At 59.3% G+C, this 18,965-nt stretch carries 21 protein-coding genes; 6 read left to right on the top strand and 15 right to left on the bottom strand.

The genetic code is table 11. The features are described from left to right. Positions 1 to 103: 103 nt before the first annotated feature. Genes ACR3ES_RS02965 through hslO form a run of 3 tightly spaced genes read right to left on the bottom strand, consistent with a single transcriptional unit; the run spans position 104 to position 2,830 of the window. Positions 104 to 1,258, bottom strand: coding sequence for a CCA tRNA nucleotidyltransferase (locus ACR3ES_RS02965; protein ID WP_170431492.1), 1,155 nt, complete (start codon positions 1,256 to 1,258; stop codon positions 104 to 106). Next, positions 1,255 to 1,851 (bottom strand): CoA pyrophosphatase, encoded by a 597-nt coding sequence (locus ACR3ES_RS02960; protein ID WP_480424774.1) that lies wholly within the window; start codon positions 1,849 to 1,851, stop codon positions 1,255 to 1,257. The genes ACR3ES_RS02965 and ACR3ES_RS02960 overlap by 4 nt, the downstream gene beginning before the upstream one ends. Then, complete coding sequence (gene hslO / locus ACR3ES_RS02955; RefSeq protein WP_480424772.1) at positions 1,844 to 2,830, bottom strand: Hsp33 family molecular chaperone HslO; 987 nt, start codon at positions 2,828 to 2,830, stop codon at positions 1,844 to 1,846. Before hslO ends, ACR3ES_RS02960 begins: the two co-directional genes overlap by 8 nt. 76 nt (positions 2,831 to 2,906) lie before the next feature. On the opposite strand from hslO, the gene ACR3ES_RS02950 reads away from it, so the two are divergent. Beyond that, entirely contained in the window at positions 2,907 to 3,350 is a 444-nt protein-coding gene (locus ACR3ES_RS02950) for an NUDIX hydrolase (protein WP_170431498.1), read from the top strand. Here the strand turns inward: ACR3ES_RS02950 and ACR3ES_RS02945 are convergent. Beyond that, positions 3,347 to 4,618, bottom strand: a complete 1,272-nt coding sequence (locus ACR3ES_RS02945) for a SpoIIE family protein phosphatase (RefSeq protein WP_170431500.1) — start codon at positions 4,616 to 4,618, stop codon at positions 3,347 to 3,349. The two genes, ACR3ES_RS02950 and ACR3ES_RS02945, sit on opposite strands and share 4 nt — an antisense overlap. A gap of 168 nt (positions 4,619 to 4,786) precedes the next feature. On the opposite strand from ACR3ES_RS02945, the gene ACR3ES_RS02940 reads away from it, so the two are divergent. Beyond that, positions 4,787 to 5,116 (top strand): Hpt domain-containing protein, encoded by a 330-nt coding sequence (locus tag ACR3ES_RS02940; RefSeq protein WP_170431502.1) that lies wholly within the window; start codon positions 4,787 to 4,789, stop codon positions 5,114 to 5,116. A 1-nt stretch (position 5,117) separates the two neighbouring features. On the opposite strand, the gene ilvA is transcribed toward ACR3ES_RS02940, so the two are convergent. After that, complete coding sequence (gene ilvA, locus ACR3ES_RS02935; protein ID WP_170431504.1) at positions 5,118 to 6,344, bottom strand: threonine ammonia-lyase IlvA; 1,227 nt, start codon at positions 6,342 to 6,344, stop codon at positions 5,118 to 5,120. A gap of 53 nt (positions 6,345 to 6,397) precedes the next feature. Further along, positions 6,398 to 7,147, bottom strand: coding sequence for a hypothetical protein (locus ACR3ES_RS02930; protein ID WP_480424770.1), 750 nt, complete (start codon positions 7,145 to 7,147; stop codon positions 6,398 to 6,400). Positions 7,148 to 7,288: 141 nt separating this feature from the next. Here ACR3ES_RS02930 and ACR3ES_RS02925 point away from each other — a divergent pair, with 141 nt between their 5' ends. The 3 genes from ACR3ES_RS02925 to ACR3ES_RS02915 all read left to right on the top strand — a co-directional run bounded on the left by ACR3ES_RS02925 (position 7,289) and on the right by ACR3ES_RS02915 (position 9,314). Then, positions 7,289 to 8,515 carry an argininosuccinate synthase gene (locus ACR3ES_RS02925; RefSeq protein ID WP_170431510.1) on the top strand — a complete coding sequence of 409 codons (1,227 nt, stop codon included), beginning with the start codon at positions 7,289 to 7,291 and terminating at the stop codon, positions 8,513 to 8,515. A 32-nt stretch (positions 8,516 to 8,547) separates the two neighbouring features. Then, complete coding sequence (locus ACR3ES_RS02920) at positions 8,548 to 8,952, top strand: DUF1810 domain-containing protein (protein ID WP_170431724.1); 405 nt, start codon at positions 8,548 to 8,550, stop codon at positions 8,950 to 8,952. 80 nt (positions 8,953 to 9,032) lie between these two features. Then, entirely contained in the window at positions 9,033 to 9,314 is a 282-nt protein-coding gene (locus ACR3ES_RS02915; RefSeq protein WP_170431512.1) for an SCP2 sterol-binding domain-containing protein, read from the top strand. A gap of 2 nt (positions 9,315 to 9,316) precedes the next feature. Here the strand turns inward: ACR3ES_RS02915 and ACR3ES_RS02910 are convergent, their stop codons facing one another. The 8 genes from ACR3ES_RS02910 to ACR3ES_RS02875 all read right to left on the bottom strand — a co-directional run bounded on the left by ACR3ES_RS02910 (position 9,317) and on the right by ACR3ES_RS02875 (position 17,237). Further along, a complete protein-coding gene (locus ACR3ES_RS02910) occupies positions 9,317 to 10,243 on the bottom strand; it encodes a 3-hydroxyacyl-CoA dehydrogenase NAD-binding domain-containing protein (RefSeq protein ID WP_480424768.1) in 927 nt (308 codons plus the stop codon). Further along, positions 10,243 to 10,983, bottom strand: a complete 741-nt coding sequence (locus ACR3ES_RS02905) for an SDR family oxidoreductase (RefSeq protein WP_170431515.1) — start codon at positions 10,981 to 10,983, stop codon at positions 10,243 to 10,245. Before ACR3ES_RS02905 ends, ACR3ES_RS02910 begins: the two co-directional genes overlap by 1 nt. Further along, entirely contained in the window at positions 10,983 to 12,389 is a 1,407-nt protein-coding gene (locus ACR3ES_RS02900) for a gamma-aminobutyraldehyde dehydrogenase (RefSeq protein WP_170431517.1), read from the bottom strand. The genes ACR3ES_RS02905 and ACR3ES_RS02900 overlap by 1 nt, the downstream gene beginning before the upstream one ends. Before the next feature lie 23 nt (positions 12,390 to 12,412). Then, positions 12,413 to 12,598 carry a hypothetical protein gene (locus tag ACR3ES_RS02895; RefSeq protein ID WP_480424766.1) on the bottom strand — a complete coding sequence of 62 codons (186 nt, stop codon included), beginning with the start codon at positions 12,596 to 12,598 and terminating at the stop codon, positions 12,413 to 12,415. Continuing rightward, positions 12,595 to 13,386, bottom strand: coding sequence for an SDR family NAD(P)-dependent oxidoreductase (locus ACR3ES_RS02890; protein WP_480424764.1), 792 nt, complete (start codon positions 13,384 to 13,386; stop codon positions 12,595 to 12,597). The genes ACR3ES_RS02895 and ACR3ES_RS02890 overlap by 4 nt, the downstream gene beginning before the upstream one ends. Next, the gene (betC, locus tag ACR3ES_RS02885; RefSeq protein ID WP_170431521.1) at positions 13,386 to 14,921 is read right to left on the bottom strand and encodes a choline-sulfatase; all 1,536 of its coding nucleotides are present in this window, start codon (positions 14,919 to 14,921) and stop codon (positions 13,386 to 13,388) included. Before betC ends, ACR3ES_RS02890 begins: the two co-directional genes overlap by 1 nt. Beyond that, entirely contained in the window at positions 14,918 to 16,057 is a 1,140-nt protein-coding gene (locus tag ACR3ES_RS02880; protein ID WP_170431523.1) for a ring-hydroxylating oxygenase subunit alpha, read from the bottom strand. The genes betC and ACR3ES_RS02880 overlap by 4 nt, the downstream gene beginning before the upstream one ends. Before the next feature lie 127 nt (positions 16,058 to 16,184). Continuing rightward, positions 16,185 to 17,237 carry a GlxA family transcriptional regulator gene (locus tag ACR3ES_RS02875; protein WP_480458657.1) on the bottom strand — a complete coding sequence of 351 codons (1,053 nt, stop codon included), beginning with the start codon at positions 17,235 to 17,237 and terminating at the stop codon, positions 16,185 to 16,187. A 184-nt stretch (positions 17,238 to 17,421) separates the two neighbouring features. Between ACR3ES_RS02875 and msrA the strand changes: the two genes are divergently transcribed. Further along, positions 17,422 to 18,093: a peptide-methionine (S)-S-oxide reductase MsrA gene (gene msrA, locus ACR3ES_RS02870; RefSeq protein WP_170431525.1), complete on the top strand. Its 672-nt coding sequence runs from the start codon at positions 17,422 to 17,424 to the stop codon at positions 18,091 to 18,093. On the opposite strand, the gene ACR3ES_RS02865 is transcribed toward msrA, so the two are convergent. Continuing rightward, on the bottom strand, positions 18,090 to 18,962 hold the full coding sequence (locus tag ACR3ES_RS02865) for a ribokinase (RefSeq protein WP_170431527.1): 873 nt from the start codon (positions 18,960 to 18,962) through the stop codon (positions 18,090 to 18,092). The genes msrA and ACR3ES_RS02865 overlap by 4 nt on opposite strands. Positions 18,963 to 18,965: the final 3 nt, after the last annotated feature.

Genomic DNA, 18,965 nt, shown 5'->3' with positions numbered 1-18,965 from the left:
GAACCAGATCCCGTAATACATTCGCATGCCTCCCTCCAAATCAAGTGACAGGCGCAAGTAACCACAAACAAATTTGTTTGTCATCCCCTTTTGAGACTTCGTTTCAGCCGGTCAGCAAATCTTCGCGGGTCAGCTGAAACCCCGAGGCAATCCAGCGCGCCTCAAGCTCTGCCAGTTTCTTGCCCAGCGCAGGGCCTGTGAAATCCGGGATCAAATCGGTGGCCTTTATTGGGAATCGCGCCTCGGCGCCCGAATGCAAGGCGATCCGCAAGTCCTCGGACCAAGGGTGTTCGAAAAGCGCGCACCGCAACAGGGTTTCATGCAGCCCGCCTTCGTCGCCGTACCTGTAGCCCAACTCAGCCACGCTGGTCGAGGCCGAGGCCTCGTCCCGCATGCGTGTGAGGCGTTGCAGTTGCGCCCGGCTCAGGCGCAGGGTCGCCGCGTCTTCCGGCGTTGCAATGGCCGCCAGCCGACGCACCGGGTCGGGCGCAGCACCTGCCGCCTGTTCGATGGCCACCAAAGGTGCCAGCGCCCGGTCATCCGCGCCGGGAAGAACCTGCGCCATGACCCCCGTGCTGCGCATCGCGGCGACAGACGGTGCCGGGTCAGGCGCCCCAAGCAGTTTCAGCAGTTCGGCCCCCACGCGTTCGCGGGACAAAGCCGACAGCCCGTCAAGATTTGCCGCAATCGCCGCTAGAGCCTCAGCATCGAACCCGTTTCCGGCGTCCCCGTACCAGGCGTGAAACCGGAAGTACCGCAGCGAGCGCAGGTAGTCCTCGCGAATGCGGTGCGCGGCTGTGCCGATGAACCGTACACGGCGTGCCGTGAGGTCCGGCAACCCGCCAAGCGGATCCAGTATGGTTCCATCAGGCTGCGCATAGATCGCGTTCATGGTAAAATCCCGGCGCGCAGCGTCTTCTTCCACAGTTTCGGCGTAGGCGACGACGGCGCGGCGGCCATCCGTTTCCACGTCGCGTCGAAAGGTGGTTATTTCGTGCGGAATACCGTCGCTGACGACCGTGATCGTCCCGTGGTCGATTCCCGTGGGAATCGCCTTGAGCCCAGCCTTTTGGGCCAGCTCAACCACCTGTTCAGGCCGGGCATCCGTCGCAATATCGATATCAGAGACCGGCGCACCCAGCAGGGCGTTTCGGACGCATCCTCCCACGAACAAAGCTTGTGCTCCAGAGGCCGTGAGGGCCGTGCACACCTGTTGGGTCGCCGGTTCGGACACCCAATCCTCTTCGATCCGCGTCATTCATTCACCCGTGCCGCCATCCCCCGCAAAATGCGGGCGGTTGCGCCCCAGATGTAATAGGGGCCGAACGGCACTGTGAAGTACTTTCGTCGCTGGCCGCGCCACTGGCGTGACTCGATGAGGTAATTGGCAGGATTCAACACATGCGACAGAGGAACGGAAAACACCTCATCCACCTCTCCGGGTTCCGGGATTGCCGCAAAGCTTTCGCGCACGATCGCTACCACCGGCGTCACAGAGAAGGATGTTACCGTCTCATGAGTCGGCAAGAACCCCAGAATCTCGGGCAGGTCTGTGGGCAGGCCAATCTCTTCGTGGGCTTCGCGCAGGGCCGCCGCTGTTACATCTGCATCTCCGTCATCCTGCTTGCCGCCGGGAAAGGCGATCTGACCGGGATGGTGTTTCAGGGCCGAGGACCGCTTGGTCAGGATCAGACGCGGCGCTCCACTGACGACGGAGATCGGTACCAGAACGCCAGCAGGGCGCAGCTTGCGCCCCGGCGGCAGGACGGTTTCCAGGTTGAGGTCAAAGTCGCTCGAGCTGTGACCGGGGCGACCAAGCGCCGCCCGGATCTGTTCAGTGGGGTCATCCACCCTTGGCGCCTTCGGCGTCAAAGCCGACTGTTGCGGGGTCCAGCACATAGTGGGCCCCGCAGAACTGGCAGTCAGCCGTTACTTTTCCCTCGGGCGTGGTCATCTTTTCGATATCCTTGGCCGAATAGATCGACAGGCTTTGCCGCACGCGATCCTCGGAACAGGTGCACCCGAACTGGACGGCCTGCGCGTCGTAGACGCGTGGCTGTTCCTCGTGAAACAAGCGGACCAACAGGTCTGTCGGAGCGATTGATGGCCCGATCAGTTCCAGATCCTCGACCGTGTCCAGAAGGATGTTGACCCGGCCCCAGTTTTCACCTTCGGCCCAGTCGACCAGATCGTCGGCGGACAGGATGTCACCGTGACCTTCGCCAGACGCCACAAAAGGCGACGCTTTGGGCATGTGCTGCAGCATGATACCGCCAGCGCGCCAGTGCTCACCCACGCCGGGTTCTGTCGATTTTCCAAAGCTCAGCGAAAACCGGGTCGGCAGCTGTTCGGACTGCGCAAAATACGCTTCGGCGCAAGCGCTTAGTGATCCGCCCGCCAAAGGCGTGATCCCCTGATACGGTTGCGTGTTTTCACCCTGATCGATCATGATCGCGAAATACCCCTCGCCCACCTGATCAAAGGCGACACCATCGCTTAGCCGGTTCCGGTCGAAACTGGCATAGGCCCTGATTCTGGCCGGCTCGCCCTCGGTTTGTGGGGCGTAGTAATCCGTAGCGATCATACGCACCGCCCCCTTGGACTGCACCTGCAGCGACAGCTTCCAGCGCAGCGCAACGGTCTGGCCGATCAATGCGGTCAGCAGGGCCATCTCGGCCACCAGTGCTTCGACCTGCTCCGGATAGTCGTGCTGCTTCAGAATCCCGTCCAGCGCGCCGTCCAGACGGGCCACGCGGCCGCGCATGTCCGATACATCAAGCTGAAAGGGCAGGACGGTATCGTCCCACGCGATTTTGGTTCCAAGAGACATGGGGTTTCCTTACACGCCACGGGTTGGCATACCGCCACCATATAGGTCGAACAAAATGGGTTGAAAGGGGCCATACATGATCAGACGGTTCGGTGAAACCCCGCAGCCCGGACGAAAATACACGCGGCGGGTCGGCGTTTATGCCCTGCTGCCTCGGCGCAGGCATCTGTTGCTGACCTGCCAGACCGAACCCGGACCGGATCTTCAACTGCCCGGCGGAGGAATCGACCCCGGCGAGTCACCCATGACGGCCCTACATCGCGAAGTGTATGAAGAAACCGGCTGGACGATTTCCGATCCGCGGCGCATCGGCGCCTTTCGTCGGTTCACTTATATGCCGGAATATGACCTTTGGGCCGAAAAGATGTGCCTGATCTATCGCGCCAGGCCCGTGCGGCGTATGGGTCCGCCGACCGAAGCGTTTCACGAAGCGTTGTGGATGGACACATCCGATGCGGTCGAGTTGCTGGGCAACGATGGTGACCGCCATTTTGCCGGTCGGCACCTCGCAGGCCTTTAGGGTCCGTTGTACTCGAAGAACACTGCCGAGACATCATCCTCCATCCTGGCATCAGGTGGCATGACCTGCGTCAGTCGCCAGAACATGTCGTCCAGAAATTCAGGCCCGCCCCGATCAGCAGCGCAGTCTTGAGCCATCCGCAGCAAACCGTCCTCATCCAGAAGCCCGCCTTCGGCCAGACGACACTCCGTAAAGCCATCTGAATACAGCAACAGCTTGTCACCGGGGTTTAGATACGTCTCGAATTGATGAAAGGATGCGTTTGACAGTAACCCGACGGGCAACCCGCCATCCCCCAGAAACTCGGTGCTGCCATCCTTGCGCAACAGCAGCGGATGCGGGTGCCCGGACTGCACCATCTTGAGGTGGCCATAGCGCAGGTCGATGATGGCGTAGGCCATTGTAAAATACTCTTCGATCCCCGCATCCGCGATCAGCCGGGAATTGAGCGTTTCAGCAACCGCTTCGGGCGGCAAAAGAGCGTAAAACTTGTCAAATCGCCGCTCCATCGCGACGTTCTGATCAAAGTGCTTGCTGGACAGATACCCCCCCAGCCGCGCCGTCATCATGGCCGAGGTGATACCGTGCCCAGACACATCGATACTGTAGAACCCCAACCGATTGACGCCAGGTGAGAACATACCCACCAGATCGCCACCAATATGACCGCACGGTTTCAACAACAGACTGACGCGAGACTTGCCAAACGTGCGCGTCAGTTCTGGGACAAGGGATTCCTGGATCTTGCGGGCCTGCATCAGATCCTTGTCGATTGCATCATGAACAAGCTTCAGTTCCTCCAGGGCAGATTCGATCATACGATTTTTCCGGGACAGTTCGCGCTGCATGTCCAGAATGCGGGCCCCGGCTGAAATGCGCGCGCGCAGCTCATCCGCCTCCAGCGGTTTGATCAGGAAATCGTCAGCCCCGGCATCCAACCCCCGTGCAACCTCCTGCTTTTCGCTCTTGGATGTGAGCAGTATGAAATAGCTGTAGTGTTCGGTGCCCATCGCGCGAAAAGCGCGGCAGAACTCCAGCCCACTCATCCCCGGCATCACCCAATCGCTGAGCACCAGATCGGGCGATTGATCGGCGCATAGGGAAATGGCCGCGTCGCCACTATCGGCCTCAAGAACCTCGAACCCCCATCTCCTGAGCGACGCCACCAGAATACGCCGCTGCAGGCGGCTGTCATCGACCACCAGCACCCTGCGAATCGCGCCGAAATCCAGCCCGGGCCTGGCTTCCTGTTGACTGGTTTCTGGCACGCTGCAATCCCTGACCTGTGGAATCCTCCGGACGGGGCAATCTTATCGCCTGTGGATTTAACATCCGATGAAAGGGCAAAACCGGCGCCCTCTCCACCTCATTTAACGACCCGTTTACGGGACGTACGGTACCAAAAGTCACGCACGGTGCGACGCAGGAGAATGCCGATGATTCAATGGCCCAGGGTCAGACAGCTCAGGGACGAGGTTGGCGCGGACGAATTCGACGAGGTCGTCCAGATTTTTCTAGAAGAGGTGCAGGAGGTTATCGCGCGCCTGCATTCAGACACAGCGCGAAACCAGTTGGAACAGAACCTGCATTTCCTCAAGGGCAGCGCGATGAGCCTGGGCTTCGACGAGTTCTCGAAACTCTGCCAGGACGGTGAACGCCGCGCCGCCACTGGCCACGGGATGGACGTGGATTTGCAAGAAATACTTGCGGCATTCGACACGTCCAGATCGGTTTTTGAGGCAGGGCTCGCAAAAAACCTGACCTGAGTCAGATCACAAACTGCGCAAGCGTTTCGTCTTCGGTGATATCCGTATAAGTGAACCCGGCATCATCCAGATGCGCAAACAGACGCATAAAGTTTTCGGGTTTTCTCGTTTCAATCCCGATCAGAACCGAGCCGAAATTGCGCGCCGATTTCTTCATGTATTCGAACCGCGCGATATCGTCCTCGGGACCCAGAATGTTCAGAAACTCTTTGAGTGCGCCGGGGCGCTGTGGCAAGCGCAGGATGAAGTATTTCTTAACACCAGAGTAACGCTGGGCGCGTTCCTTGACCTCGGGCAAGCGTTCGAAATCGAAGTTTCCGCCAGAGGTCACGCAAACCACGGTCTTGCTGCGAACAAAGCTTTGCACGTCCGCAACAGCCTCAACCGCCAGCGCACCAGCGGGTTCCAGAACGATGCCTTCGACATTCAGCATTTCGATCATCGTTGCGCAGATGCGATCCTCGGACAAAACCAGGACATCCGACAGGTGACGGTTCTTAAGCAACTCGAAGGGCCGCTCTCCGATCCGGCCCACTGCCGCGCCGTCCACAAAGTTGTCAATCGAGTCCAGCGCCACTGGATGCCCCGCCGCCAGCGCAGCATGCAGACAAGCGCCACCCTTGGGCTCGACAAACAGGCAGTGGGTGCGGTCACCAAACCATGTCGCCACACCCGAAGACATACCGCCGCCGCCCACGGGAAGGATCACGTGATCCGGCACGCGCCCCAGCTGTTCCTCGATCTCGACAGCTAGAGACGCCTGACCTTCGATCACATCCGCATCGTCGAACGGAGACAGAAAGTGCCCGCCCTGCTCGGCGCACCAGGTTTGAGCGGCGTCCAGAGTATCATCGAAATAGTCGCCGGTTAGATGAACTTCGATATTGTCACCACCGAAAATACGGGTCTTTTGAATCTTTTGCTGGGGCGTGGTCACGGGCATGAAGATCACGCCCTTCACGCCCAGATGCTTGCACATATAAGCCACGCCCTGCGCGTGGTTGCCCGCGCTGGCGCAGACAAACAGCTCTTGCCCCTGCTGCTTGCGCATCGCGTTGAACGCGCCGCGGATTTTGTACGACCGAACCGGGCTCAGGTCTTCCCGCTTGAGCCAGATATCCGCGCCATAGCGCTCGGACAAATGCGCATTCCGCTGCAACGGCGTTGCCGGAAACACAGAGCGCATCGCTTGTTCGGCGGCACGGGCACGGGTGATGAAATAAGTCATGCGGATGTCAGTGGCTTATCCTTATAAAAAGAGCAAGGTATTCGTGAGGCCGATCAGGTGAGTTCGCGCTTTTCGATGAAGACACCATACATCGTTGTCAGAATGCTGACGTTCAGAAGCGCGACTAGCAGGAAGCTGCTTGTTTCCCAGAGAACTTGAAGCCCGGACTCGCCCGGCATGGCTACCAAAACCAGTTCGGTAACTGTTTCAATAACCAACTGGCACAAGAGCAAGATAAGGATTGCGTTTTTGAATTTACTTGTTTCGAACCAAGCGTCTCCGATCGACATTGGCTTTTCGAGCGCTGCCGCCGGCAGGATCAACGCCAAGCGCAACGTTAAATAGCCGGCCACAACTGAAAGAACAAAAGTCGTCAGAATTCCTCCTAAAAGCAAAGGGTTCATCACTGTGCCGACAATCAAAGCCAAAGGAAGCGAGATCAGTGAAACCAGTAGGACCAGCAGAACTGAGCGCCAGAGGTAAGCTCCAATCCTGCCAGTGTTGAATTCCGGGATGATCCCTTTTGGATACTCTTCAAGTAAAATGTAGCGATGCCACGAAACAACGCCCCAGGCTAAAAACACAGCCGTTCCGACGGCCCATGCTACACCTCTCAGTATGAATGCCCCTGTGTCTTCGCCAATCTGATTGAAATTTTCTTCGGCCGATGTTCCATCAAGTATCCCAAAGAGAACCGCGATACAGATACAACCCAAAATTGGTAAACAGAAGACTGTTAGTACTGCAGGAAGGTTTCTGACGATCAATCTCACCGAATGTACAAAAATCTTCCAACCCAACATCCGCTGTCTGTCCTCTCAACCAATCCTTGTTCTCTTTGCGCCCGTTTCACCCCAATTCCCGGCCCTCGTCAACGCTGACAACTTGCCCCCACCAACAAAACCCGCTAGGGGCCAATCGTTCTTCTGACAAAGGGAAATCAGATGTCCGCGCCCAAGAAAGTTGTTCTGGCCTATTCCGGTGGCCTTGATACCTCGATCATCCTGAAATGGCTGCAGACCGAGTATGGCTGTGAGGTCGTCACCTTCACCGCCGATCTGGGTCAGGGTGAGGAGTTGGAGCCGGCGCGTAAGAAGGCAGAGCTGCTGGGGATCAAACCCGAGAACATCCATATTGAGGATATCCGCGAGGAATTCGTCCGGGATTTCGTCTTCCCCATGTTCCGCGCCAATGCGCAATATGAAGGGCTGTATCTGCTGGGCACATCCATTGCGCGACCGCTGATCTCGAAGCGTTTGGTCGAGATTGCCGAGGCCACCGGTGCGGATGCCGTGGCCCATGGCGCAACCGGCAAGGGCAACGATCAGGTGCGGTTCGAACTGGCCGCCTACGCGCTGAACCCCAACATCAAGGTGATCGCCCCGTGGCGGGAGTGGGACCTGACCAGCCGCACCAAGCTGCTGGAATTTGCCGAGGCAAACCAGATTCCGATTGCCAAGGACAAACGCGGCGAGGCGCCCTTCTCGGTCGATGCCAACCTTCTGCACACCTCATCCGAGGGCAAGGTTCTGGAAGACCCCGCCGATATGGCGCCCGACTATGTCTATCAGCGCACTGTGCATCCCGAGGACGCGCCGAACACTCCGGAATTCATCGAGATCGGCTTTGAAAAAGGCGACGCGGTCAGCATCAATGGCGAGGCCATGAGCCCCGCCACGATCCTGACCAAGCTGAATGAATATGGCGGCAAGCACGGCATTGGCCGTCTCGATCTGGTCGAAGGCCGGTTCGTCGGGATGAAATCACGCGGCATCTATGAAACGCCCGGCGGCACCATCCTGCTGGAAGCGCATCGTGGCATCGAATCCATCACAATGGACCGTGGCGCGATGCATCTGAAGGACCAACTGATGCCGCAATATGCCGAGCTGATCTATAACGGCTTCTGGTACTCGCCCGAGCGTGAGATGCTGCAGGCCGCGATCGACAAGTCGCAAGAGCACGTCACCGGAACCGTTCGCGTGAAACTCTACAAAGGTCTGGCCTCGACGGTCGGTCGCTGGTCGGATCATTCGTTGTATTCCGAGGCGCATGTGACCTTTGAAGAAGATGCAGGTGCTTATGACCAGAAAGATGCGGCAGGCTTCATCCAGTTGAACGCCCTGCGCCTGAAACTGCTGGCGGCACGCGACAAGCGGCTGGCAAAGTGATCGACGACGACGATATCGACAACGAGCTCGATATGTTCATCGAGGCGCAGGACACGGTCTGGACCGATGTCCTGAAAGAGTTGCGGCAGGGGCAGAAGACCAGCCACTGGATGTGGTTTGTGTTTCCGCAACTGGCGGACCTTGGCAAGTCCCATATGGCGCAGCTTTATGGGATCGAAGGATTGGACGAAGCGACAGCTTACTTGGATCACCCCGAGCTGCGCCGGCGCCTGACGGAAACCGCCCAGTTGATGCTCTTGCACAAGGATCGCGACGCCAGTGACATTCTGGGTGGAATAGACGCCAAGAAACTGCGGTCTTCCATGACCTTGTTCTCGTCTGTTCCGGATGCCCCGGCCGAGTGTCAGGACGTATTGGACGCGTTTTACGGTGGTCAGCCCTGCGAACGGACCGTGCAAATTCTGCAGGCACTCTGAATCACAAGTTCCCGCAGGGTCATCCTTGATCACAAAGGTCCCGACGCTCTACGCATTCAAAAACTGCGAGGGGACAATGGATGCTTCAGGACATCGCCGACGGGATACAAAAGGGACTAGCCGGCAAGAGCTTTGACGGGTCCCTCAAGTTCGATTGCGGTGCCAAAGGTGTGATTGTTCTGGCCGACAATCAGGCGTCGACGCAGGATCAGGACACGGATTGCACGATCCGCATTTCGCAGGAAAACCTGACCAAGCTGCTGACCGGCAAGCTGAACCCCATGACGGGCGTGGCGCTGGGCAAGCTCAAGATATCCGGCAATATGGGCGTGGCGTTGAAGTTGGGGCAACTCCTGGGCTGAGCTCAGCGCAATGCCTTAATGGACGTTTGCATGGCAAGGATCAGCGCGTCCCGCCGCTGCGACAGTTCTGCCGGGGTTTTGCCCCGGGCCTCGGATGCAACGCCTTCGGCCAGCTGGTCTACGATCTCTTCCGTCAGAGAAACCTTGCCCAAATCATCCCACCAGCCATTGAACGTATCCGAGAAGTGTTCGCAGAAGGCTTTCAACCCGCCTTCTCCTGCCCCCAAGTTGAACAACATGGTCGGACCCATTGCCGCCCATCTGACTCCGGGCCCAGCACAGACTGCCTTGTCCACGTCCTCGACGGACGCAACACCCGTCACCACAAGATGGATCGCCTCGCGCCACAGCGCAGCCTGCAGGCGATTGGCGACGTGACCCGGCACCTCTTTGTTCACGCGGATCGTGGTCTTGCCGAGGCTTTCATAAAACCGCTGCGCGGCGTCGACGATACCGTCTGCGGTTTTTTCATTGCCCATCACCTCGACCAACGGGATCAGATGCGGCGGGTTGAACGGATGGCCCAGCACAAAGCGTGATGGATCGGACCAGCCGGTTTGCATCTGCCCCAGAGTCAGGCCCGAGGCTGAGCTGGCGACAATGGCGTCCGGTGATAGGACCGGTTCGATCTCGGCATAGGTCGCGTGTTTGATCTGCAACCGTTCGGGCACATTTTCCCGCACGAATTCAGCGCCCTCAACGGCACCGGCCGCACTGGAGCAAAACCGGATCGCACTCGGGTCGCCGGTGTCTGTCAGGCCCAGCGCGTCCATCACCGGCCAGGCGTCTGCGATATAGGCCAGAACGTGATCCTGTACGCTGGGATCAGGGTCAAACAGGGCCACAGACCGGCCCGAGGCCAGAAACAACGCTGCCCAACTGGCTCCGATCACACCGCCGCCAAGGCAGGCTGTGTGCGATGCGTCCATTAGAATACACCCGGATTAAGGGGCGAGGCCGCCGTCAGGCCGCCATCCACAGTGAACAATTGACCGGTCGCAAACCCGGCTTCGTCCGAGGCCAGCCAGACCGCCATACTGGCAATATCCTCCGGCCGACCGAAGCGACGTGCAGCATGGCGGGCCAGAGCGTCCTGTCGCGCCGCCTGCGGATCAGTCGCCATGTCAAAACCGGCCTCCAGCATGCCGGTCTCAATCCATCCCGGACATATCGCATTGCACCTGATCTTTGGGCCGTGATCAACCGCAATCGAGCGGGTTAACCCGTGTACAAACGCCTTTGATGCGTTGTACAGCGCCATCGATGGATCCGCAGTATTCCCTGAAATAGAGCCTATATTGATGATCGAGCTGCCATCAGGCATTCGGGGAATGTAGGCGCGGCACAGGTTAAACACGCCACGACAATTGGTGCCGATCACAAGGTCCCAATCCGCATCCGTGCTGTCGGGGACGGTCTTTTCGACTTGAACCCCCGCGTTGTTGACGAGGATGTCGATGCCGCCTGCTGCTGCCGCCATCTCTTCGACTGCGACCACATCCGTGACGTCCAGCACATGCCAATGGATATCGTCAGCCAACCCGTCAGGCCGGGGGCCGCGACCGCAGGTAGTGACCGCCGCGCCCTCGCGCCGAAACGCCTCGACAATCCCGCGCCCGATGCCTTGTCGGCCGCCGGTGACCAGGGCCTTTTTTCCGGCCAGCCGCATCAGTGCGCCACCATCACATGGCGCACCGACGTATAGGCATCCAGCGCATAAACCGACATGTCACATCCAGTGCCCGATCCCTTCATCGCAGCCCAAGGCATCTCGGCGGCTGGCATCCCGTGGGTGTTGACCCAGGTCATGCCGTATCGCAGCTGCGCCGTTATTTTCATCGCGGTTGAAATATCTCTGGTCCAGATGGACGAGGCCAAGCCATAACGCCCGACATTGGCGATCCTCAGCGCCTCATCCGCCTCGGAAAACCGCGACAGGGTCACAACGGGGCCAAAAACCTCGCTGCACGCGATCTCGGCATTGTTGTCGACATTGACCACGACAGTGGGCTGGTAAAAGAACCCGGCCCCATCCCCTGCGATGCCGCCCACCGCGATCTCGGCGCCGTCGCGCGCCCGGTCGACAAACCCGGCAACGCGGTCCCGTTGCACGGCAGAGACGATGGGGCCCATCTCAGTCCCATCGGCTTTCGGCGCGCCGATCCGGATCTGTCCGACCTGATCTGCCACGGCGGCGACCACCTTGTCATAGATCTTGTCCTGAACCATCACCCGGCAGGGCTGCGCGCAGTCCTGACCGGCGTTGAAGAAGGACCCATAGCGGATGGTTTCGGCCACCGCGTCGATATCGGCGTCGTCAAACACGATGACCGGAGCCTTGCCCCCAAGCTCCAGATGCACATGGCGGATCTGGTTCGAGGCCGCCCGCATCGCCGCCATCCCGGTCGCGGGCGAACCGGTGATGGAAATGCCCTCGATTCTCGGATCGTTGATCAGACGATCCCCGACTGAGGCGCCCCGGCCGTGGATGACGTTCAAAACCCCTTTAGGCAGGACATCTGCCAGCAGGTCTGCCAATCGCAACGTGGCCAGCGGCGTAATCTCGGACGGTTTCAACACCATGGTGCAGCCAGCCGCCAGTGGCGCGGCAATCTTCCACGCAGCCATCATCAGCGGATAGTTCCAGGGCGCGATTGAGGCGACAGGCCCTATCGGGTCCTTTCGGATCATTGAGGTGTGCCCCGCCACGTATTCTCCGGTTGCAGACCCTGTTACCGTCCGAGCGGCGCCGGCCATGAACCGGAACGTATCGATGGTCAGCGGCATCTCTTCATCCCGCGCCATGGGCCAGGGCTTGCCGACATCGAGGGTTTCCAACTCCGCTAATTCCTCGATGTTGTCTTCGATCACATCTGCGATTGCGTGCAAGTGACCTGCGCGCTCGACCGGTGTAGTCAGGCGATATTTCTCGAACGCATCGTGCGCCGCGCTGGTGGCCGCCTCGATCTGTTCTGATGTTGCCTCGGGCACCTGCGCCACGGTTTCTCCACTGGCCGGGTCCAGCACAGGCAGAGCATCGCCCCCTCCTGCAACCATCTCTCCGTTAATCAACATTTTTGTCTGCGTCGCGCTCCCCGTCAAAAGGCGGTCTGGCTGCGGTCTTTGAGGGTCAGCCGCAAACGGGCCTCCTCTGGCGCGGCAATTGTCAGACCAAGGTTTTCAATGATCGAGCGAATCCGATCTGCATTCGATTTCGCCGATTCAGCTGGTTGGAAGTTCAGACCGCCTGCAGGCGCACTGGTATCACTCTGGAGACTGCTCATAGCTTCATCTGCTGAACCTGTGCACTCAGCCCCCCGTCCAGAACCCAAAGCTGCCCGCTGGCATAACGCGCCTCGTCCGACGCCAGCCAGTTGACCAGATTTGCGATATCGTCTGGCGTGCCGTAGGTCCGCATCGGGTGCACATCACGTACGGCCTGTTGCAGCTGATCAATGGTCTGTCCCCCACCACCCGAACCATCGCCGGTGAAAAATCCCTGAAGCATCGGGGTGTCCACATAACCGGGACAGACCGCGTTGACCCGGATGCCTTCGGGGCCGTGATCGCAGGCCATCGCCTTGGTCAGTGCGTGCACCGCCCCCTTCGTCGCACAATAAGCGGCCAGACCCGGGTCAGCGATAAGGCCGTCGTAACTGCCAAAATTTATGATCGAGGCCGAGCTTCCCGAAGCCGCCGCAGTGCGCAGCAGGGGCAATGCGTGTTTCGACGTCAGAAACGTGCCGGTGACATTGACAGCAAATGACTGGTTCCATTCGTCCAGCGTCGTGTCCTCGATGGTCTTTTCGATTTCGATTCCGGCGGCGTTCACAAGGATATCCAGTTTGGCCGCCTCTGCGCCAATCCTGGCCAGCGCGGCAACCGCATCGCCCTCCTGCGTAACATCCAGTTTGACAAAGATACTGCCATCGTCGTCATGCGCAGCCAAAGACCCCTGCGGCGTAAGATCGGCGGCGTAGACCCGGGCCCCTTCGCGCAAAAACCGCGCAACAATCGCGCGGCCAATCCCGCCGCGGCCACCTGTGATCAACGCTGTCTTGCCTTCCAGCATCATTTGCCATCCTCCCCGACTGGCGGAAACCGATAGCGGGCCGCGGCTGCCGTCCAATCGAGATGATTTCGCACGTATTCCTGCGACGCATCGCGCGGAGGGTTGTAGTCCCAGCTTTCGCCAGCGCCAGCTTCCATGACAGCATGTAAGGCCCGGCGGGATTTCTGTGTTGCAATCACGTCTGCGCGCAGCTTTTCGCTGTCCCAGCGCCGTGCAACTTCGGCGGCAAACCGCGCCGCGTGATCCGCATAGGCGGGATCGTTTGCAACATTGGTTGTCTCCAAAGGGTCCTGCGACAGATCGTAGAGTTGTGGCGGGTCCGCATCACAGTGAATGTACTTAAGCGGCCCGCGCCGGACCATGAACACCGGATAAGGCGTCATCTCGGCGCAGTACTCCCCGATTGCCTCGTCCGCCGGATCGTCCTCTCCCCGCGCCAGCGGCATCAGGGAACGGCCGTCTATAGGCTCCCCAAGTATATCCTGTGTACCGCCGGCGATTTCCACGAAAGTGGGCAGCAGATCCACCAAGGAACAGGCATTGGGTGCGGTGCCGTGCGCGACACCGGGACCGGCCATGATCAAAGGCACGCGGGCCGAGTGTTCGAAGAAGTTCATCTTGTACCACAAGCCGCGCTCGCCCAGCATATCGCCGTGATCGGCGGTGACGATCACGATAGTGTTGTGCAGCGCGCCGATATCCTCCAACGCTTGCCCCAATGCGCCGACCTTGCTGTCGAAATAGCTGACATTGGCCAGATAGGCCCGGCGGGCGCGGCGCACCTCCTCTTCGGTCAGCGGCACACAGCTCGCCTCGATCCCATCCATAACCCGACGCGAGAAGGGGTCTTGCTCTTCAGGCGTCAGAGTTACATCCGGCATCGGGACGTCCGCGCCAGAATAGAGGTTCCACCATTCGGGTTTGGCCACATAAGGATCGTGGGGATGGATGAAGCTGGCCACAAGGCAGAATGGGGCGTTGTTTCCGGCAGCACGGTCCCGGCCCCTGTCAATCAGCCAGCGGCGCGCGGCAAATTCGACCTCGTCGTCATAATCGGTCTGAAAGGTTGCGACCGCTTCACCGCTTTCCTTGACGGTCTGCATGTTGTGATACCACTTGTCGATCCGCTCGTCCGGCGCCTCCCAATCCGGGGTCCAGGCGAAATCGGCCGGGTAGATGTCGGTGGTGACCCGATCCTGAAACCCGTGTTTTTGGTCCGGACCGATGAAATGCATCTTGCCCGACAGGCATGTCCGGTAGCCTAACGCCTGCAGGTAATGCGCAAATGTGGGGACCGAGGCCCGAAATTCGCTGGCATTGTCATAGGCCGCGATCCGGCTGATCAGCTGCCCGGACATAAACGCAAACCGTGACGGCGCGCAGAGCGGCGAGTTGCAATATGCCGCATCGAAGCGCATCCCCCGCGCGGCCAGCGCATCTATGTTCGGAGTTTTAACCGTCGGATGGCCATAAGCGCCGCAAAAATGTGGCGCCAGCTGATCGGCCATCACCACAACGATATTGGGCCGACTCACGGGGCGGCCCTTGCATAGGCGTCCAGGACCAGCCCGTGGAAATGATGCACGGCATGTTCGGATTTCCCTGACCCGTTTGGGTCGTGCACGATGCGGCCCTGGGTGAAGGCGGGCGTGCTCATGCCGCGCTGAACGCTCTCGACAATGTCGATGTCTTCTTTCTGCAAAACCTCGTCCAGATAACGGATGGCCTCCAATTCCGCATCATCCGGCTCCGGGGTTTCGAGGAAGAAGTCGTAGGTTTCCAAGGTCCGGTCCGGACCGACCGGAATGATGTTCAGCACGATCATCGAAGATCGCCCCGGATACCGCATCAGACAGGTCGTTGGCCACAGCCACCAGACGGCATGGGTTCGAACCGTTGCGTTCGACACGTCATAGGCCGTGTTTGTGCCTTTACCTGCCTCGGCCATGTGGCTGGAATAGATGCCGTAGGTTGTGACCTTGTACGTGTCCATATCGACCAGATCGCAGAAATCCTTGTGCGCGGTCGGGCAGTGGTAGCATTCGAGAAAGTTGTCGACGACGTTTTTCCAGTTGGACTTGATGTCATAGGTCAGGCGATGTCCGAATGTCAGGTTCTCGATATCCGGAGCCCAGTGCCGGATTTCGGTCTCCAGATTGCCCGAGACCTCGCGCAGCGGGCGCGCCTGGGGGTCGAGATTGACGTAGATGAACCCAGTGAACTCTTCGACCTGAACCTGATCCAGACAAATGTCCTTGGTGCTGAACCCTGTCAGGTTCTCTGTCTCGGGCGCGCGCACCAGCTGGCCGTCCAGTTTGTAAACCCAGGCGTGGTATGGACACATGATGCGCGTGGTTTGACCCTCGCCCGAAAGCAGGTGATGCGCACGATGTTTGCACACGTTGTAAAACGCGCGCAGAATTCCGTCGCGATCGCGCACAACTGCAATCGGGCGACCTGCAATTTCCACGGTCAGATAAGAGCCCGGGCTGCGCAGTTTTTCGACATGGCACACCCATTGCCAGGATTTGGCGAGGATCTCGTTTAGATCGACGTGGCTCCACGCCGGATCGACGTAAGCCTCGGCCTTCAATGAACTGGTGTTGAACGGGTCGGTGCTGAATCCGTCTGAAATCCGCGCAAATTGTTCCCTGGATGGCAGCTGGCTCATAGTTGGCTCCGCTAGGCTCGGGCGCGCTGGCCCCGGTGACTGGACTTTGGCGCACATGATCCGTTGAAGTTCTGTCAGCAGCTTAACTTTTTTTGCCGCATACTTGACTTTTTCAGACGGTTTCGGATCAGCGTTTTGGCTTGCGATGCATCGGCCATGCCCGGAATTCAAACGGAACCCGCCCTTCGATCCGGTCCTGCGTCGGGGCCAATCCGAACCTGACTTTGTAGGAGCGGCTGAAATGCACCGGGCTTGCAAACCCCGACGCCAAAGCAACCTCGGCAATCGGCAAGTCGGTTTGGGTAACCAAACCGCGCGCGCGATCCAGCCGGATATCCCGATAGTAGAGCACAGGTGTTTTACCGATATGGGCAGCAAAGAGGCGTGTCAGCTGCCGCTGCGACACACCGATCTGACGGCTGATGTCTGGAACCGAAACAGGTTCTTCAAGATTGGCCTCCATCACCTGTATCGCCTTTCTCAGCTGGGCGGGTACGGTCGAACCCAGCGGTTCGCTGGCTTTCGGTTGTTGCATCTCGGCCGGGCCACGCAATCGGTCATGAAACACATACCTTGCCGCTGCGTTCGCCAGCGCACTGCCGTGGATGCCTTGCAGGATTTGCAGGCCAAAATCGACCGCAGCAACGCCACCGCAACAGGTAACCCGGTTGCCGTCGAGAACGTACAGATTCTCGACCACCTCAATGTCTGGATAGAGTTCCTGAAAAGCATCGATATGTTCGTAGTGCACGGTGGCGCGCCGACCCTTAAGCAACCTCGCCTGCGCCAGAATAAAGGCGCCGGTGTCTAGCGATCCCAGGGTTGCGCCGCTGCGGGCCCAGTGACGCAAGGCGTTGCCCAGCTTGCCCGTCAGATGCCGTTCCGGCGTCCAGCTGGCCGAAACGATGACGATGTCGGCCTCTGCCGCAGCCCGCCCATCCAAAGATGTGGTTTCAATCCCCAGGCCATTGCTTGAGAGGCAGTAACCGCCAGCCTCGGACACAAATTCCCAACTGAAATAAGGGCATCCATCCAGATAGTTCGCGGCGCGAAACGGATCGATGAAGCCCATTGTTGCAGCCATGTTGAAACTGGGCGCAACGATTATAAGGAGGCGGGTCGTCGTCTCTGCATTCCGCGCCATCTGGCCATCGCCCCTCTTGCTTGTCTCGAGCCTCATGAAAAGTCTTTTGGGTCCATCGTGCAAGGCTTGCACCACACCGATACTGTGAGAACAGTCCGTACCACTGGGTCGTGAAACCTCAGCCCAGCGATAAACTCGTCTCACCACCGCGTGACATTCGATTTCTGTGGATTGCCAGATCGCGTGACACAAGGCAGCCTGACCCAAAAGGAGATCTGTCATGTGCCGGACTGCCTATAGTGATTGTATCAAACCTGCCCTTCTGTTCACGCTGATTACCCTTGTCGCGTTACTGCGCGCGCTGCCTGCGCCGGCGGCGGGAACCGAAACGCTGACCGTTGCCGGAGGATGTTTCTGGTGTGTTGAATCCGATTTCGAATCTGTGCCGGGCGTGATCGGTGCTGTTTCCGGCTACACTGGCGGGCAAACCACCAATCCGACCTATGATCAGGTCACCAGAGGCGGCACAGGACACTATGAGGCTGTCCAGATCACCTTTGACCCTGCCCGCATATCCCGTGAAACGTTGTTGAATATGTTCTTCCGCTCGGTTGACCCAACCGATGCCGGCGGGCAGTTCTGCGACCGCGGCGACAGCTATCGCACCGCCATTTTCGTCTCTAATACGGGCGAAAAAGCGCAGGCCGAAGCCGCCAAGGCAAAGGCGCAGGCCGAGTTGAGCCAAACGGTTGTGACGCCAATCCTGCAGCAATCGACCTTTTACCCGGCGGAAGCCTATCACCAGGATTACTACAAAGGCGAAAAGCTGGTGTTTACCCGGTTTGGCCCCAAGCGCCAGAAAAACGCCTATAAGGCGTATCGCGAGGCGTGCGGTCGGGATGCACGGGTCAAACAGCTTTGGGGAACAAACGCACCGTTTGCCGGATCTTAATCGAACTGCGCGTCCTGCACTTCTTTGAGGTCCGGGATGACATCCGCTGTTCCGTGCCGCATCACCATCAGGGCCGCTGCGCGGTTGGCCTGAAGGATCGCCTGCTCCATCGGCATACCGCGATCCAGTCCGGCCAGCACATATCCGGTGAACGTATCCCCGGCTCCGGTTGTGTCCACGGCCTGCACTTTATGCGCCGCGAAATCCACCGGATCGTTTCCATGCTGAAGATATCGCGCGCCTTTGGCACCAAGCGTCACGATCACATGTCGTACCGGCAGGTCACCAACGCCCAAACCGGTTTCGTGCTTTAACTGTTCCGCTTCCACCTCGTTCAGAATCAGAAAATCCAGATACGGCAGTACGGCCTGAACCGAGTCGGCCTGAAACGGCGCCGCCGCGTAGCAGACAGTCAGGCCCAGCTCCTGGCCCAGACGGGCCGCATCGACCTGCGCGTTGGTCTCATTCTGCATGACCAGCAGGTCACCGGTATGAGCCGACGCCAATGCTTGGCCCAGGTGTCGGCTGTCCAGCGTATGATTGGCCCCGGGAAAGAGAATAATCAGGTTCTCACCCTTCGCATCGACGCCGATGATCGCATGACCGGTCGGCACATCGGCGTCGGCTATGTGCCGCGTATCCACCCCGTATTCCAAAAGACGATCCCGCGCCCAGCGCCCGTCGGACCCGACCGCACCGATGTGGCTGACCCGCGCGCCAGCGCGGGCGGCCGCCACGGACATATTCGCGCCCTTGCCACCCAAAAACCGCTCCAGCTTGTTGGCGGCGAGCGTCTCGCCCGGCTCGGGCAGATGCGGCAGGGTGTAGATCATATCCGCGTTGATCGAGCCGAGATTCCAGATCGTCATGGC

It is taken from the genome of Ruegeria sp. B1, from assembly GCF_056535885.1.
The sequence above is the reverse complement of the archived record's forward strand: the minus strand, read 5'-3'. Positions and strand labels throughout refer to the sequence as shown.

Excerpts from the sequence above, each read along its gene's own strand:
- ACR3ES_RS02925 (WP_170431510.1), top strand. The coding sequence starts at position 7,289 with ATGTCCGCGCCCAAGAAAGTTGTTCTGGCCTATTCCGGTGGCCTTGAT.
- ACR3ES_RS02895 (WP_480424766.1), bottom strand. The coding sequence starts at position 12,598 with ATGAGCAGTCTCCAGAGTGATACCAGTGCGCCTGCAGGCGGTCTGAAC.
- msrA (WP_170431525.1), top strand. The coding sequence starts at position 17,422 with ATGTGCCGGACTGCCTATAGTGATTGTATCAAACCTGCCCTTCTGTTC.
- ACR3ES_RS02900 (WP_170431517.1), bottom strand. The coding sequence starts at position 12,389 with ATGTTGATTAACGGAGAGATGGTTGCAGGAGGGGGCGATGCTCTGCCT.
- hslO (WP_480424772.1), bottom strand. The coding sequence starts at position 2,830 with ATGTCTCTTGGAACCAAAATCGCGTGGGACGATACCGTCCTGCCCTTT.
- ACR3ES_RS02865 (WP_170431527.1), bottom strand. The coding sequence starts at position 18,962 with ATGACGATCTGGAATCTCGGCTCGATCAACGCGGATATGATCTACACC.
- ACR3ES_RS02890 (WP_480424764.1), bottom strand. The coding sequence starts at position 13,386 with ATGCTGGAAGGCAAGACAGCGTTGATCACAGGTGGCCGCGGCGGGATT.
- ACR3ES_RS02930 (WP_480424770.1), bottom strand. The coding sequence starts at position 7,147 with ATGTTGGGTTGGAAGATTTTTGTACATTCGGTGAGATTGATCGTCAGA.
- ACR3ES_RS02910 (WP_480424768.1), bottom strand. The coding sequence starts at position 10,243 with ATGGACGCATCGCACACAGCCTGCCTTGGCGGCGGTGTGATCGGAGCC.
- ACR3ES_RS02920 (WP_170431724.1), top strand. The coding sequence starts at position 8,548 with ATGTTCATCGAGGCGCAGGACACGGTCTGGACCGATGTCCTGAAAGAG.
- ilvA (WP_170431504.1), bottom strand. The coding sequence starts at position 6,344 with ATGACTTATTTCATCACCCGTGCCCGTGCCGCCGAACAAGCGATGCGC.
- ACR3ES_RS02950 (WP_170431498.1), top strand. The coding sequence starts at position 2,907 with ATGATCAGACGGTTCGGTGAAACCCCGCAGCCCGGACGAAAATACACG.
- ACR3ES_RS02905 (WP_170431515.1), bottom strand. The coding sequence starts at position 10,983 with ATGCGGCTGGCCGGAAAAAAGGCCCTGGTCACCGGCGGCCGACAAGGC.
- ACR3ES_RS02875 (WP_480458657.1), bottom strand. The coding sequence starts at position 17,237 with ATGAGGCTCGAGACAAGCAAGAGGGGCGATGGCCAGATGGCGCGGAAT.
- ACR3ES_RS02965 (WP_170431492.1), bottom strand. The coding sequence starts at position 1,258 with ATGACGCGGATCGAAGAGGATTGGGTGTCCGAACCGGCGACCCAACAG.
- ACR3ES_RS02940 (WP_170431502.1), top strand. The coding sequence starts at position 4,787 with ATGATTCAATGGCCCAGGGTCAGACAGCTCAGGGACGAGGTTGGCGCG.
- ACR3ES_RS02880 (WP_170431523.1), bottom strand. The coding sequence starts at position 16,057 with ATGAGCCAGCTGCCATCCAGGGAACAATTTGCGCGGATTTCAGACGGA.
- ACR3ES_RS02915 (WP_170431512.1), top strand. The coding sequence starts at position 9,033 with ATGCTTCAGGACATCGCCGACGGGATACAAAAGGGACTAGCCGGCAAG.